This is a genomic window from Microvirga sp. 2MCAF35, from assembly GCF_052115545.1.
Classification (GTDB): Bacteria; Pseudomonadota; Alphaproteobacteria; order Rhizobiales; family Beijerinckiaceae; genus Microvirga.
This window is the reverse complement of record NZ_JBFRGW010000042.1, coordinates 1-13895: the sequence shown is the minus strand read 5'-3', so window position 1 is coordinate 13895 and position 13895 is coordinate 1. Positions and strand designations below refer to the sequence as shown.

Here is a 13895-nt window from a genome sequence, read left to right as displayed (position 1 = left end):
CGTTGAGAATCGAGTGTCGCAGGAAGGAGCATGGTTGTGGCGTGAATCGGGCAGCAGCCTTCAAAAAGCTGCCCGACCGCACGCTATTTCGAATATGGTTATCGAATTCAGCGGATAAAGAAATACAGTGTCAGTGCCGCGCCGACCGCGATGACGAGCCAGCGGATCACGCTTGCGGGCAGGCGACGGCCGAAGACGACTCCGAGATAGCCGCCGATCACGGAGGCGGCGCCTACGACCAGGGTCTCGGGCCAGCTCACGAGGCCGGCGGCGATGAACAGGATCACGGCGACGAGCTGGATCAGCGTGGAGCACAGATGCTTCGCGGAATTGATCAGGTGGAAGTCGTCGCCCTCGGTGATCGCGAGCGCCGCCAGCATGACGATGCCCATGCCTGCGCCGAAGAAGCCGCCATAGATGGCGACGCATGTCTGGAACGCGAGCCCCGCCGTCCACGCCTTGGTGGACGGGTGATGCCCTTCCTGCTTTCCGATCCTGCGGGCGAGCGCCACGATCTTGGGGCTCGCGGCGAAGAGCAGGGTCGCGAACAGCAGGAGCCACGGCACGAGCTTGCGGAAGGCGTCGTTGTTGGTGACGGTGAGGATGTAGGCGCCGATGACGCCGCCGACGAGGCTGACGATGCCCAACGCGGCGAAGCGCTTCACGTTGGCGGCGAGCTCCCGCCGGTAGGCCCAGGCGCTCGCCAGGTTGGCGGGCGTGACAGCGACCGCGCTCGTGGCATTGGCGACGACGGGCGGGAGACCGGCGGCCACGAGGGCCGAGAAGGTGAAGAAGGTGCCGCCGCCCGCAATCGCATTGACGAGACCGGCTGCCAGGCCCGAGGCGGCGAGAAGCACCGCAGTGGATAGATCCATGATTTTATCTGACGGGATATGAAGCAGGAGGGTTGAAGAAGCCCAGCCCATAGCATGGCGGAAGGACCCGATCCCATTAGGCCAACGTCTAGGCTTCGTGTCTTCGTGCGATCAGCCTGCCGAAAGCTGCTTGTAGAACACGGTCGTGTCGCAGAACCCGCCCTTGGGCCACAGGGCATAGTTCGGAATGACGCCCGATCTGGTCCATCCGATGCGTTCGTAGAGGCGTTCCGCGTCGCCCCCGGTCACCGTGTCGAGCACGAGCACGGTCTTCCCGGCCGCGCGGGCGGCGTCTTCTGCTGCCCTCATCAGGGCCGCCCCGATGCCGCGCTTCCGGGCCTGTCCGTGGACAAGCATCTTGGCGATGTCGGCCCGATGAGGCTGGTTCTCCGGCTGCTTGAGCACTACCTGCACGGTCCCGACGATGCCTCCGCTCGCCTCCTGGGCGACGAGAAGGATGCGCTCGCCTCGGGCGACCCCTTCGGCGACACCCTGCCAGAAGGCATCGGCCCTTTCCCGTGTCAGGGGCGACATGAAGCTGACCGAGGCGCCTCCCTCGACGCAATCGATCAGCACGGCCGACAGGGCCTCGATCTGTTCCCCGGCCTCCTGGGCCGAGAGGAGGCGGATAGTGATCGGTTCGCTCATGGGGCTCCTTCAGCGCTGATGGCCGGAGCCGGCGCGTGCATCGGTGGCAAGCGCCACGAGATAGCGGGCAGGTTGCTCGGCATGGTTGCGAAACAGGGTCGGCCGGTCGAGGCGCATGGACAGGCAGTCGCCCGCACCCAGACGATAGGTCTCCTCGCCCAGGGTGAGCTCGATCTCACCCTCGACGATCCAGATCTGCTGGTGGACCACGGAGGCGCGATGGCCCGTGTCGTAGGCCACCCGGGCGCCGGGCGGCATGATCACCTCGACGAGCTCGATGGGCGAGGGAAAGCCGGGAGCGGAGAGGTTGCGGCGCAGATAACCGCTGTCCGGGTCGCGCCAGACGCGCTGATCGGCGCGGCGGGCGAGGGGAGAGGCCTCCCGGCTGTCCCGTTCGGCGAAGAGCGACGCCAGGGTCACGCCGAGTCCTGCGGCCAGCTTGTCGAGCACGGCCGCGGTCGGGCTGCTCTCGCCGCGCTCGATCAGGGAAATCATGGAGCGGCTCACGCCGGTGCGCTCGGACAACCCTTCCAGGGTCATGCCGCTCTCCGTGCGCAGGTCGCGCAGGCGCGTCGCCAGATGGACATGAAGGGCGGAGGTTTCTTCCATTAAATTAGAATACGGTTCCAGTATGCTGGAGTCAACGAGCAGGCTGAAGCCTCCAGCAAGCTTCCGAAGCTACAAAAAGGCGTCGCCATGAAGCGTGGCAGTCGTTAAGGCTGCGGTTTGCTGTGGATCGCGCCCGGATCGTCCATTGCCCTCGGCGGAACAAAAGAAGATTTTCAGAGCATGTCGAACGTGATCCCTCTCGCTCCGCGCCTGAAGCAAGGACGCCCCCCTGTCGCCGAGGCAGAGGAGAGGGCCGCGCTCGCCGCGGACCTGATCGAGCTGATCGATCGGGTCAGGGAGTTGACCGAGCACGTGGCGGGGCTTCCCGGACCGGCCCTGCAGATTCAGCAGACGGCCCAGCAGCTGCTCGATGCCGGCACGGCGCTCGAACGCGCCGTGGATTCCCTGACCGAGGGCGGCGAGTGGGTGCCGTTCTGAAGCATCGAACGCAAAAGTGGGAACCGGGTTTGCGTGCCGTGATGCGAAAATCAAAAGCTTAGAGTCTCACCTCACTTCAACGCTTCCATCCGCTCGCCCGCCTGTGCAATGCCCAGGGCACGGGCCCGCGCATAATATTCCCGCGCCTTGGAGGCATCGCCGCGGATCCCCAGGACGCCCAATCTGGAGAGCACATTCGGGTCGAAGGTCTCCGCCAACAGGAAGGCCGCGCGGGCATGACCGTTGTCCATGGCGCGTTCGAACAACAGGCGGGCTCCGCTCACGTCGCCTTTGCGGAAGAGCTCTTCGGCGCGGATCGTCAGCCGGTCATCGGCCTTAGGAACCTCCGCAGATGCGCTCACCTTGGGCTCGGCTGTGGGCGGCGCCTCGGTCTTCGTGGGAACCGTTGTTACCGCGCCGAGCGGCAGCGGCTGGATGGCTTCGGGCAGGGCCGCGACCACGACGGGGCCAAGCCCCTGCGGCAGGGCGGAGGTCGCATCCGGCAGCGCCTTATCCGAAGCCACGACGGTTTTCACCTCCGGCGCAGGCGGAGGAGCCTCCTCCTGGGCAGCCGCGAGAGGGAGTTCCGTCCCGGCCGCCGCGAGGCGGAACACCACAGGCGTGGCGCTTGGACGTTGGGGCTCCTGAAGCGCGCGAAGCTCATCATCGGTATCCACCAGCTCCCGGGTCAGCATGTCGCCGCGCCACTCGGCTACGGCCAAGGCTTTCTTCAGTTCCGAGACCCGCGCCGTGTCGGAGGCCATCCTCTCATTCTTGAAGGCGCGCAGGTCGCGCAGCTCCGTCTCGGCGCCGGCGAGCCGGCGCTCGGCCGCGTCGCCCCGCTCGCGCTCCCGGCGCAGGGCCGCGTCCCGATCGGACGCACCCGTTGCCTCGGTGGCCTTGTCCTGCTCCCTGGCTGCCTGAAGAGCACCGTATTCCGCCTTGAGCTTCTCCAGTTCGCCGATGGCGGCCCGGCTCTGGTCCTGTTCCCGCTGCAGGGCCTGGCGCATCTCGGAGGATGCAAGCGCCTGCGACTTCGATTCCTTGTCCAGGCGCTCCGCGAGAGCATCGCGCTCCTGCGTGAGGCTGGCGAGACTTTGCGAGATCCTGCCGCTGTTGGCGCGCTCCTGCTCCAAGGCCTGCCGCATCTCGGCGAGGGTCGAGGCATCGGGAACGGGAGAGGCCGCACAGGCCTCGGCGGTTGTCGTCTTGTCGGCGGAGGACGGCGCCGGTGTCTGGCCGTCATCGCTCCGGATGCCGAGCCCCTGCAAGGCGGTGGCGAGGCTCGGGTCGTTCAGGCGATCGACGAGAACGATGGCAAGAGTCCCGACCTCGATCGCCGCATTCAGGCTGCTCTCGGCCCTCTTCATGTCGCCTGTCCGGATGGCCGCCTCAAGGTCCACGGCAAGTCGCTTCCGATCCGGCGAGGTGAGAAGAAGCGGCAGGATCGTGCGAAGGTCCTCCGTTGCCGTTTGGGATGCGTCGCTCCCGTTCTTGGGAGCGCCGCCGGCCGGGGAGACTTGCGCGACGGCGGGGCCAAGGAGCGCAATGCCGATCAGACCTGTGGTCAGCAACTCCAGGGTCAAACGTTTACGTCGGGATGTGGTGTGCCCAACCATGTCGGACCTCCTTGTGCTCGCTCAAGGTTCCGCGAGAGCCTTGAGCTTCGGTCCTGTTCGGATCGTCAGTCCTGCCGCGTGACGCGCCGGGTGGATTTCTGCCGGTCGCTCTGCCACGCGAGGAATTCCCGGAACAGCACTTCGCGCTGCTCGGCCGAGACGTCGATGCCTCTGCTCTTCATGAAGCTCTCGAAGCTCTTGCCTTCTGGCGTCGGCTTGCTGGCTGCGGCCGCGCGGTCGAGCCAGTCCTGCGCCGGCTTCACGCGCTCCCAGCCGGGCACGTCGGCTGCGAGGTTGACCTCCTTCCATTTCGGATGCCGTCCCGGCTGCAGGAACTCGTCGAACCGGGAGAAGAACGCATCCACGAACCGCTTGACGCGATTGTAGCGGTCGGAGTTTTCGGGCCAGTTGAACACGGCGAGCAGGCTGCCGACCGCAAGGGTGTCGACCGGCTTGTCCTTGTCGACGAGCTGCGGGTAGTCGGCGTTCGCCAAGCGGGCCGGGAAGTAGCTTTCCGCGATCTCTCCCTCGAACGGGATCGACAGGAGATGGAAGCGCCCATCCGTCTGGAACTCGGCGATGGCGCGGACCGGGCGGCCGGCCACATAGACGGCCGCCTGGATCTCTCCTGATTTCAGCTTCGCATAGGACGAGGCCTGATCGAAGGTGGTCACGTCCGGCTTGATCCCGAGCTTGTCGAAGATCAGGCGCGAGGTCAGGTTGGTACCGCTGCCGGCCTTGTCGATATTGACCTTCTTGCCGTCGAGCTGCCGGATATCGGTGATCTCCCGGTCGGCGATGATGTGGACCTCCTCGTTGTAGAGGCGGGTGATGAAGCGCAGGCGCCGCACCGCATCGTTCTGGAGGTTCTCCGCCTTCAGCTGTTCGCGCGCGTCCATCTGCACGATGCCGATGTCGACGCCGCGCAGGAACATGATGTCGCGCAGGTTCTGCAGCGAGCCACGGCCGATCATCGGCAGGACGCGAAGATCGTCTCCGTCGAGCACGTTGGCGAGATCGGCGGCAATGCGGATATAGGTGCCGTCCGCGCCGCCGGAGATCACCCCGAGCGTGCCCGCATTGGCGCGCGCCGGGTTGAAGACCTGGGCGTTTTGGGCCGAAACGGCGAGCGTACCGGATAGAAGAGCGGCTGCGACAAAGACGACTTGAAGACACACATGGCGGAAAAATCTGCTTAACGAAGAAGAGACGTTCACTCGACCCGACATCCTTCATCCTCCCCTGGATGAGCCTTGCGGCTATTGTCGATCCGATCGCTTTGCGCTCGTACTTACTGGTGGAAAATCGCTCTAAGAAACGATGAAACAAAACGAAAGAACGAGCATCGTAGGCCCCTGTCGGGTACGGTCAATTGAGTTTTGAGGACGGATTACTACTCAAGAAGTGCTATTGAATACTCAATAAGGGATAGGTTTTATCTTTATATTCCTTGAAAGAGCGGAATTTCTTATCCGGGCCTCAGGGTTTACCCGGACAGGATGCTCGGGTTTTCGCCGGTTCTGCCGCCTGAAAATTGTTAGCGTCCACGCGCTCCTTTAACGGTCCGTTAACCATAAGCGGTCGAAATCATGGGGTATTAAAGGAATCTGAACTCCCGTGACCATTGCCGTTCGCACCCGTCCATCACTTCGCTTCCGTGGCAGGTCCTTCATGGCCCTGGTCCTCGCGCCCGAAGTGCCGCTGAGGGACTGGCTCGAAGATCTCGATGCCGTGTCCGAGCGTTCGCCCGGGTTTTTCACCGGGCGGCCCATCATTGCCGATGTCTCATCGTTGAAGCCTTCCAAGTCCGAGCTGAAATTCCTCCTGGCCGCGTTCAAGATGCGCAACATCCGCATCATCGGCCTGGAGGGCGCCGCTCCCGAGAACGTCGACGCCGACATGCCGCCGCAGATTGCCGGCGGGAAGCCCACCGGCGAGATCGACGTGCCGGACGCGGCCAATGCGGCCGTCGCTGCGACCGCCGCGCCCTTTGCGGATGCGCCCGTGCCGGAGAAGTCGCTTCTCATTGAAGGCTCCGTGCGTTCGGGTCAATCGATCCTTCATCCCGAAGGCGACGTGACGGTTCTCGGTTCCGTCGCATCGGGGTCCGAGATCGTGGCCGGCGGCTCGATCCACGTCTATGGCTCCTTGCGTGGTCGCGCCATCGCCGGCTGCACGGGCAATGGCCGCGCGCGCATCTTCTGCCGCAAATTCGAAGCCGAATTGATTGCGATCGATGGGCTCTACAAGACCGCTGACGATCTGGGGGGCAAGTTCCTCGGTCAGCCTGTGCAAGTGAACCTGGATGGCGATTCGATCATCCTGAAAACGATGGATTGAGAGAAAGAGGGCGACAATGGCCAAAGTCTTGGTCGTAACTTCCGGCAAGGGTGGCGTTGGCAAGACGACGTCTTCGGCGGCTTTGGGGGCAGCGCTGGCACATGGCGGCGACAAGGTCGTGGTCATCGACTTCGACGTCGGCCTGCGCAACCTGGATCTCGTGATGGGCGCCGAGCGCCGCGTGGTGTTCGATCTCATCAACGTGGTGCAGGGCGACGCCAAGCTCAACCAGGCGCTCATCCGCGACAAGCGGCTCGAGAACCTCTCCCTGCTTCCCGCCTCCCAGACCCGCGACAAGGATGCGCTGACCGAAGAGGGCGTGGCCCGGGTGCTCGATGAACTGCGCCAGAAGTTCGATTGGATCATCTGCGACAGCCCGGCCGGCATCGAGCGCGGCGCCACCATGGCCATGCGCCACGCGGATGTGGCCGTCGTCGTGACGAACCCGGAAGTCTCTTCCGTCCGCGATTCCGACCGCATCATCGGCCTCCTCGATTCCAAGACGGAACGGGCCGAGAAGGGCGAGCGCATCGAGAAGCACCTGCTGCTCACCCGCTACGATCCGGCTCGCGCCGAGCGCGGCGAGATGCTGAAGGTCGAGGACGTGCTGGAGATCCTCTCGATCCCGCTGATCGGCATCATCCCCGAGAGCGAAGAGGTGCTGCGCGCCTCGAACGTGGGCTCGCCGGTGACGCTGAACAATCCTGCCAGCGCGCCGGGCCGCGCCTACTTCGATGCGGTCCGCCGGCTCAAGGGCGAAACGGTCGAACTGACCATCCCGTCCGACAAAAAGGGATTGTTCGGCAAGCTGTTCGGACGGAGAGCTGCATGAGCCTTCTGAGTTTCTTCAACCGGCGCACCTCCGCGCCCATCGCAAGGGAGCGCCTGCAGATCCTGCTGGCGCATGAGCGCGGCATCGTCGGGGGCAAGCCCGACCTCGTGGCACAGCTGCGGGAGGAGATCCTGGCCGTCGTCCGCCGCCACGTCATGGTGGAGCAGGACAACGTTCAGGTGAAGATGAACCGCGACTCCGACATTTCGACCCTCGAGATCGAGATCGAGATTCCCGGTCCGGCCGAAGCGCGCGCCTGATCATGCCGTGCCATGAAGGATGAGCCGCCCTGGCTGATGCGAGGGCGGCTTTCTCATGGTTGTTGCTTGCTCCAGACGCCGATCTTCGCCTCGCGGGCCTTGTCGGCCGCGGCCTTGAGTTCGGGCGTCGCATCGTCCGTGGGGCGGCCCCCGCCATTGAACAGCACCACGCGGGACAGGTCCTGGCTGCCGACCTGACACCGGTAAACGTCGTTTCCACCCGCCGGGTCGCAGGTCACTTCGCGCCCGTTGAGATACTGGGTCAGGTCCTCCGGCTTGCCTGCGCCGGGAGCCCATTCGACGCCGAACAGGCGCACCACTTCACCGTTCAGCGACAGGGTTGCCGTATCGATCACGTCCGGCACGCCGCGCAGCGATCCGACCGAGCCCGTCGAACCCGTCGTGACCGGCTCCGGTTCCTTGATCGGGCCGGGGGCGATTGGCGCCGCGGCGCTGGCGTGCGGCGCCGGCGCCTCATGTCCCCGGAACAGGAAGGCCCCGACGCCGAGGAGCGCGAGGAACGACACCGCCGCGAGGGCGACGGCCGGTCGCGCCCAGGAGCGCGCCGGCGTTTCACTGAAGACGTTCCGCTCATGCTCCTCGGCGACCGGGATCGCAGGATCCTCGGCCCGATCCCGGTCGCCGTGGTCGGGTATGACGGAAGCTTTCAGCGTCTCGAACGTGCTGCGTGCCCGTTCCGGAAGCGTCGGCTCCTCTCGCGCCTCGTGATGGATTGCGACTGCGTCCTCGACCGGGCGTGACGGGGGTGCATCGACGTTCAGCCAATCGCGCTTCGGCGCCTCGCGCGGCTGAGGCATCTCGTTCTCCCCCACGAGCGCGGCCGCATCGGGCTTGGCTGGACGGAACAGCACCGGATATTTGACGCGCAACTCGTCCAGGAGATCGCGAAGCGTGAACTCCGCCGTCTGCCCGTCCTTCTCGATCATGCGCATCTTGCCTTCATGGTCGATGATGGTGAGCTTCAGCGCCCCGTTCTCCTCCGACGGGCGCACGGAGGATTCGATGATGAGTTCGAGAGCGCGGCGCGAGTCGTCCGTGGGATGGATCCTGTCGAGCTCCGCATGGATGACCTCGCGCATCCTGTCGCGGATCCGGGCCCAGTTGTTGCGCGGATCGGCCTTGGAATCCGGCGTGGTGGAATCGTCAATCATGCGAGACACCCTCCTGGGCAAGATTGTTCCGGCGCTCCTGTCCGAGCAGCGTGCTGTGTTCCGCGACAATGACCGGCCTGTCGCCGATGAAGTTTACAATGAGCTGAAGGGCGCCGGTACCCTGCGACATGCGTCGCCGCTTGGGACTTGCTGCCTTGAAATCGAACACCGCATGCACCGTGCAGACCTCGCCCGCCGGGTTGCACGTGGCCCCGATGGCATCCTGGCGCGGGCGATAATCGCGCTCCGGCCAGCGCTGCGCGAAGCGGCGCTTCTCGTTGAAGAGCCGCTTCATGGTCATCTCGCGGCCGTGGAAGAGAATGCGCGGCGCATAGAAAGCAGCTGTGGCCTCGAGGGCGACCTCGTTAGAGGCGGACCAGGATTGGAGATAATCGACCGCGAAGTCCCGTGCGACTGCCGCCCGGGTGGAGCGCTTATCGTCCGGACTGTCCTTCGGCTGCGCGGTGACGACCGGCGCCGAAGGTCTCGCTGGCGGCGGCTCGGTTTGCGCCGCAGCCGGCCTATCAGGCTTCGTGACCGGCGCCTGCGGCTGGGCCGTCTGAGCGGGCGGAGCCACCGGGGCTGGAGCCGGCGTCGCGGCCTGCGGCGGAGGGCTTTCGGGCGGTGGAGCCTGAGGGGCGGGCGCCTGGGACGGCGCCGGCTCGATGCGGGCGGGAGGATCGACCCAGCTCCGCCCCGTCTGCGCGGCGGCCATGGAGGAGACGGCTGCCGTGAGCGTCAGGAGGGCGGTGATCGATGTCAGGGACCGGCCGATCTGCATGCGTTCCAAAAGGCCTCTTCTTGAGAGAAAGGGACCGGGGAAAAGCGGGTAAAAGGCTTGTCGGTTCCATGATCCGCCCCGGCAGGGCTGTCCTGCCGGGGCGGTTGGCAATGGTTCAGTCTTGAAATGGATTGGTCATGAAATAAGCGGGAGGCTCGAAAGCCGGTCTTTAAAGCTGGGCGACGTCCACCGAGGTGACGCCGGAGAGCCCAATTGCCTGCGCAGAGGCTTTTGAAAGGTCGATGACGCGGCCGTGAGCATATGGACCACGGTCATTGATACGAACTACCACCGACTTGCCAGTCTTCTTGTTGACGACCCGGACCTTCGTGCCGAAGGGCAGGGTGCGGTGGGCGGCGGTCAGGTCGTTGGTGTTGAAGGTTTCGCCGCTCGCGGTCCGCCGGCCGTGGAAGCCTGGGCCATACCAGGAAGCGCGGCCGCTCTGAATGACTTTTCCTGAAGATCCCGCCGGCTCGGCGGAGGCAGCTTGAGGTAAGAAGATGGTCGAACCAGAAATGAACAGAGCCGCGAGTGCGAGCGAAACCTTGCGTTGATCCACAATGCATTCCCATGATTGTTATCGGTGGCCTGCAAGATGGAGGCTAATGGGGCAACATTAAGACGATATATTTGGCTGTCACCTAACGGGTATAGCCTGAGTATCCAGAGTGGCTATTCAATTAATCTATATTGGTCCTTCGAATGATCGTGGTTTCGCTGAGTCGGTCGCAAATAATCTGGCGCTCGATTGCTTGTCCCGGACGGAATTTTTACTGCCCGCGAGGCAGCTTGGCTTCCCTTGGGGGAAGAGCCATCAGTCGAAAGGCCAGGGCGAGTGCCGCGATCAGCAGGAGGGCCACGAGGGCCGAGACCCCGGGCCAGCCCCCATGGGTCCAGAACACGCCGCCGAGCGTGCCGACGGCGCTGGAGCCGAGATAATAGCAGAACAGGTACAGGGCCGAGGCCTGCGCCTTCGCCCCGAGGGCCCGGTTGCCGACCCAGCTGCTGGCGATGGAATGAGCGCCGAAGAAGCCGAAGGTGACGGCTACGATCCCGGCCAGAATGAGCACAAGGTGATGGAAGAGCGTGAGCGCCACGCCGGCAAGCATGATCGCGATCATGGCCCACAGGACCCGTCTGCGGCCCAAGCGTCCGGCCAGCTCCCCGATCCAGGCCGAGCTCAGGGTGCCGATCAGGTAGGCTGAGAAGATCGCCCCGATGGCCGACTGGCTCAGGGAATAGGGCGCCTCCGTCAGGCGGTAGCCGAGATAATTGTAGATCGTCACGAACCCGCCCATGAGGAGGAAAGCCTCCGCGAAGAGGGCGCGCAGGCCCGGATCCCGCAGGTGTTCGCCGAAGGAGCGCAGCAACTGCCCAGGACGGGCCGGGCGGGGATGAAAATGGACTGACGCCGGCAGGCTCCGCCATGCCGCGAGGGCCGAGCACAGGCCCACGACGCCGATCAGCCCGATGGCGACCCGCCAGGAACCGAGATCCGTCAGCACGCCGCTGATGATCCGCCCGGCCATGCCGCCCACCGCATTGCCGCCGATGAAGAGCCCCATGGCGAGGCCGATGGATTTCGGGTCCACTTCCTCGCTCACATAGGCCATGGCGACCGCCGGAAGGCCGCTCAGGGTGATGCCGATCGCCATGCGGGCGAGGAGCAGGCTGGTCCAGTTCGGGGCCGCGGCGGACAACAGGGTCAGGAACGCCGAGGCGAACAGCGACGCCACCATGACGGGCTTGCGTCCCCAGACTTCCGACAAGGAACCCGCCACCAGCATCGCCACTGCGAGAAGGCCGGTCGAAAGCGACAGGGACAGGCTGCTGACGGCCGCACTGACATGGAATTCCTGCGAGAATTCCGGCAGCAGGGGCTGAACGCAGTAGAGGATGGCAAAGGTCGAGAAGCCGGCGGCGAACAAAGCCATGTTCAATCGGCGGAAGGCAGGCGTTCCGCTCACCAGGCGGCTCGGCGTTTCCGACAATGGCTCCAGCATGAATTCCTTCCGCGCCTGCCGAACGTGTACGGCTTGATGCACCGACTCTAGGATAGGGCTCATCTTCGTGCTGCCTATGCTTAAGGTGCAACTGTAGGGCCGTCGACGTGGCTATCCATTCACAGAAAGCATGGAATACCTGCCGTCTTTGCACTTCTCCCCGAGGTGGAACGGTATTTTATGCATTCTCCATTACCTCCTCTCTTGAGACCGTCAGGCTCGCCGCATCGTCGTGCGAGCCTCATTTTTTGAGCTGTTCATGACCTCCGCCTCCGCTGCTCGGGACAATGCGGCGCCCTCGACACCCGGCGCGCCTGCCTCTCCGCTGCGGGGCATCCTCTTCCTGATCAGTTCCACGGTCGTGTTTTCCGTGGCGGACGTCATCACCAAGCAGCTCGCCTCCACCCTGCCGCCACCGGAAGTGGCCTGGATGCGCTACGTCACCTTCGCGCTCGTCATCCTTCCCGTGGTGCTGATCAAGGGCGGGCCGGCCCTGTTCCGCTCTCAGCGGCCTGGTCTTCAGGTTGTCCGGGGCTTTGGCATGGTGGGCTCTTCCATCATGTTCATCCAGAGTCTGCCTCATCTGCCTGTAGCCGACGCGACGGCGGTCTTCTTCGTCTCGCCGATCCTGATCATGGCCCTGTCGGTGCTCTTCTTAGGCGAGACCGTCGGCTGGCGGCGCTGGATGGCCGCCGCGATCGGCCTGATCGGGGTCGTGATCGTCGTAAGGCCCGGCACGGGCGCGTTTCAGCCGGCGGCCTTCCTGCCGATCGTCAGCGCGTCGAGCTGGGCCGTCGGGGCCGTGGTCACCCGCAAGATCACGGGCGACCATGCCCTCACGACGCTTGCCTACTCGGCCTCGGTCGGCAGCATCGTGCTGAGTGCGCTCATGCTCTTCAATTGGGTGACGCCGAACGGAACCGAGATTGCGCTCGGCCTGTGCATGGGCATCCTGTTCGCCATCGGCCATTGGTTCGTGGTCATGGCCTATCGCCATGGCAACGCATCGCTGATTGCGCCGTTTTCCTATGTCCAGCTGATCTGGGCGGGCACGCTCGGCTATCTGGTGTTCGGATCGCTGCCGGATTCCTGGACGATCACGGGCGCCGGCCTCATCTGCATGAGCGGCTTCTACACGGCCTATCGCGAGCGCGTCCGCGCCATGCAGAAGAGGTTTTCCGTCTGATCCGGATCAGGTTCCCGAATGAACGACGCGCAGGCGCGGGCGCGCCGTGCGGCTGTAGAAATTGAGTTCCACGAACTCCCCGTCGGCCTGACCCTCGACGAGGCGGTAGCCGAACTGCTCCACCAGGGCCCGCACCTGGCCGAGATTCTCGTTCGAGATCCTGCGGGAGAATTCCGTCAGATCCTGGCTCATCAGAGCGGCCACGATGCCGATCTCGACACCCTGATCGAAGTCGGCGCTCCGGGCCGGAAAACGAAGCCGCATACCCTCAGCGAGATGGATGTGGTGCATAGGATCCTGGTCGGTTTACGCTTAGCAACTGGTGGCGTTTATCGGGCACAAGATCCTACCGGTTGCTTAAAGTCCGAGATGGGGCAGGCTCCGCCGGGGAGCGTGGTTAATCGTTCGTGGAGACGCCCGCGATGGATCCCGGACGGCAGCTTTGCATTATCCTCGACAGGTTCCTCCCATTGGTCCCAACCGGAGCGAACCGGATCTTCGATAAACGGCAACGAGGCGCAGCATGAAGCAGGTTTTGATAGGGATCGCCCTGACGGCCGGTCTGGTGGGATCGGCAGCCCAGGCGGCCGATGTGAGGACCGTGTCCCGGTTCGAAACCACCCGGATTGTCCAACCCGGCCGCGCCATCGCCCGGCTCGCCGACCAGGGGCTCGGCTATTCCGTCCTGCACGATTCGCCGAGCGGCCCGCAGGGCTTCTACCGCGTCCATGTGACCTGCGCGATCGACGAGAGCTTCATGCAGACCTATTGCCCGACTGCGGCCTATGTCTCTTCCTGTCCGCGAGCTCGCATTGACTGTGCCAATGGCGGAGCGAGTGTCCAGGCACTGCGGCTGAAGTACTGAAGCGAGCCATCCCGAATGGCGACGATCTGATCCCTTCTCCTGCGCCACCTGGAGAGGGTAGGGCGCTTATCCGGCTGGCCGCCTTGTATTCGCCGCAAGTGAGCATTAGGTAGAGAGGATCGACATTTGGCCGGACAATCGGGCCGTTACGCCTTGGCCTTCCAGGCGCACGTTCAGACCCTCTTCCCAAACATCGACGAACCCGAGTGTGAGGGCGTGCGGGTGCATGCCCCTTGCTCACGTGCATAGCTAGCCTAACCAAGGATA

Annotated in this window: 16 protein-coding genes; 6 read left to right on the top strand and 10 right to left on the bottom strand. The window is 64.5% G+C overall.

What is annotated here, in order from left to right:
• Positions 1–107: 107 nt before the first annotated feature.
• From AB4097_RS17880 to AB4097_RS17870, 3 genes are all read right to left on the bottom strand, one after another.
• Positions 108–875, bottom strand: a complete 768-nt coding sequence (locus AB4097_RS17880; protein ID WP_442042009.1) for a sulfite exporter TauE/SafE family protein — start codon at positions 873–875, stop codon at positions 108–110.
• Between the two features lie 111 nt (positions 876–986).
• On the bottom strand, positions 987–1523 hold the full coding sequence (locus AB4097_RS17875) for a GNAT family N-acetyltransferase (RefSeq protein ID WP_442042007.1): 537 nt from the start codon (positions 1521–1523) through the stop codon (positions 987–989).
• A gap of 9 nt (positions 1524–1532) precedes the next feature.
• Entirely contained in the window at positions 1533–2132 is a 600-nt protein-coding gene (locus tag AB4097_RS17870; protein ID WP_442042005.1) for a helix-turn-helix domain-containing protein, read from the bottom strand.
• 180 nt (positions 2133–2312) lie between these two features.
• On the opposite strand from AB4097_RS17870, the gene AB4097_RS17865 reads away from it, so the two are divergent.
• The gene (locus tag AB4097_RS17865; RefSeq protein WP_442042003.1) at positions 2313–2570 is read left to right on the top strand and encodes a hypothetical protein; all 258 of its coding nucleotides are present in this window, start codon (positions 2313–2315) and stop codon (positions 2568–2570) included.
• 71 nt (positions 2571–2641) lie between these two features.
• Here the strand turns inward: AB4097_RS17865 and AB4097_RS17860 are convergent, their stop codons facing one another.
• Complete coding sequence (locus tag AB4097_RS17860; RefSeq protein WP_442042001.1) at positions 2642–4189, bottom strand: hypothetical protein; 1548 nt, start codon at positions 4187–4189, stop codon at positions 2642–2644.
• A gap of 65 nt (positions 4190–4254) precedes the next feature.
• Complete coding sequence (locus tag AB4097_RS17855; RefSeq protein ID WP_442041999.1) at positions 4255–5367, bottom strand: TAXI family TRAP transporter solute-binding subunit; 1113 nt, start codon at positions 5365–5367, stop codon at positions 4255–4257.
• Positions 5368–5860: 493 nt separating this feature from the next.
• Here AB4097_RS17855 and minC point away from each other — a divergent pair, with 493 nt between their 5' ends.
• From minC to minE, 3 genes are read left to right on the top strand one after another with little or no spacing between them, the layout of a single operon-like run.
• On the top strand, positions 5861–6529 hold the full coding sequence (gene minC, locus AB4097_RS17850) for a septum site-determining protein MinC (RefSeq protein WP_442041997.1): 669 nt from the start codon (positions 5861–5863) through the stop codon (positions 6527–6529).
• Positions 6530–6545: 16 nt separating this feature from the next.
• Positions 6546–7361, top strand: coding sequence for a septum site-determining protein MinD (gene minD / locus AB4097_RS17845; RefSeq protein ID WP_114943231.1), 816 nt, complete (start codon positions 6546–6548; stop codon positions 7359–7361).
• Positions 7358–7621 carry a cell division topological specificity factor MinE gene (gene minE, locus AB4097_RS17840; RefSeq protein WP_442041994.1) on the top strand — a complete coding sequence of 88 codons (264 nt, stop codon included), beginning with the start codon at positions 7358–7360 and terminating at the stop codon, positions 7619–7621. The genes minD and minE overlap by 4 nt, the downstream gene beginning before the upstream one ends.
• Before the next feature lie 53 nt (positions 7622–7674).
• On the opposite strand, the gene AB4097_RS17835 is transcribed toward minE, so the two are convergent.
• The 4 genes from AB4097_RS17835 to AB4097_RS17820 form a co-directional block, all read right to left on the bottom strand.
• Positions 7675–8793, bottom strand: a complete 1119-nt coding sequence (locus AB4097_RS17835) for a thermonuclease family protein (protein WP_442041992.1) — start codon at positions 8791–8793, stop codon at positions 7675–7677.
• Positions 8786–9583 (bottom strand): hypothetical protein, encoded by a 798-nt coding sequence (locus tag AB4097_RS17830; protein ID WP_442041990.1) that lies wholly within the window; start codon positions 9581–9583, stop codon positions 8786–8788. The genes AB4097_RS17835 and AB4097_RS17830 overlap by 8 nt, the downstream gene beginning before the upstream one ends.
• 160 nt (positions 9584–9743) lie before the next feature.
• Positions 9744–10133, bottom strand: a complete 390-nt coding sequence (locus AB4097_RS17825) for a septal ring lytic transglycosylase RlpA family protein (protein WP_442041988.1) — start codon at positions 10131–10133, stop codon at positions 9744–9746.
• Between the two features lie 211 nt (positions 10134–10344).
• Positions 10345–11577: an MFS transporter gene (locus tag AB4097_RS17820; protein WP_442041986.1), complete on the bottom strand. Its 1233-nt coding sequence runs from the start codon at positions 11575–11577 to the stop codon at positions 10345–10347.
• A gap of 259 nt (positions 11578–11836) precedes the next feature.
• Between AB4097_RS17820 and AB4097_RS17815 the strand changes: the two genes are divergently transcribed.
• Positions 11837–12763, top strand: coding sequence for a DMT family transporter (locus AB4097_RS17815; protein WP_442041984.1), 927 nt, complete (start codon positions 11837–11839; stop codon positions 12761–12763).
• A gap of 6 nt (positions 12764–12769) precedes the next feature.
• On the opposite strand, the gene AB4097_RS17810 is transcribed toward AB4097_RS17815, so the two are convergent.
• The gene (locus AB4097_RS17810; RefSeq protein ID WP_442041982.1) at positions 12770–13027 is read right to left on the bottom strand and encodes a hypothetical protein; all 258 of its coding nucleotides are present in this window, start codon (positions 13025–13027) and stop codon (positions 12770–12772) included.
• A 259-nt stretch (positions 13028–13286) separates the two neighbouring features.
• Between AB4097_RS17810 and AB4097_RS17805 the strand changes: the two genes are divergently transcribed.
• Entirely contained in the window at positions 13287–13628 is a 342-nt protein-coding gene (locus AB4097_RS17805) for a hypothetical protein (protein WP_442041980.1), read from the top strand.
• The last annotated feature ends 267 nt before the right edge of the window (positions 13629–13895 follow it).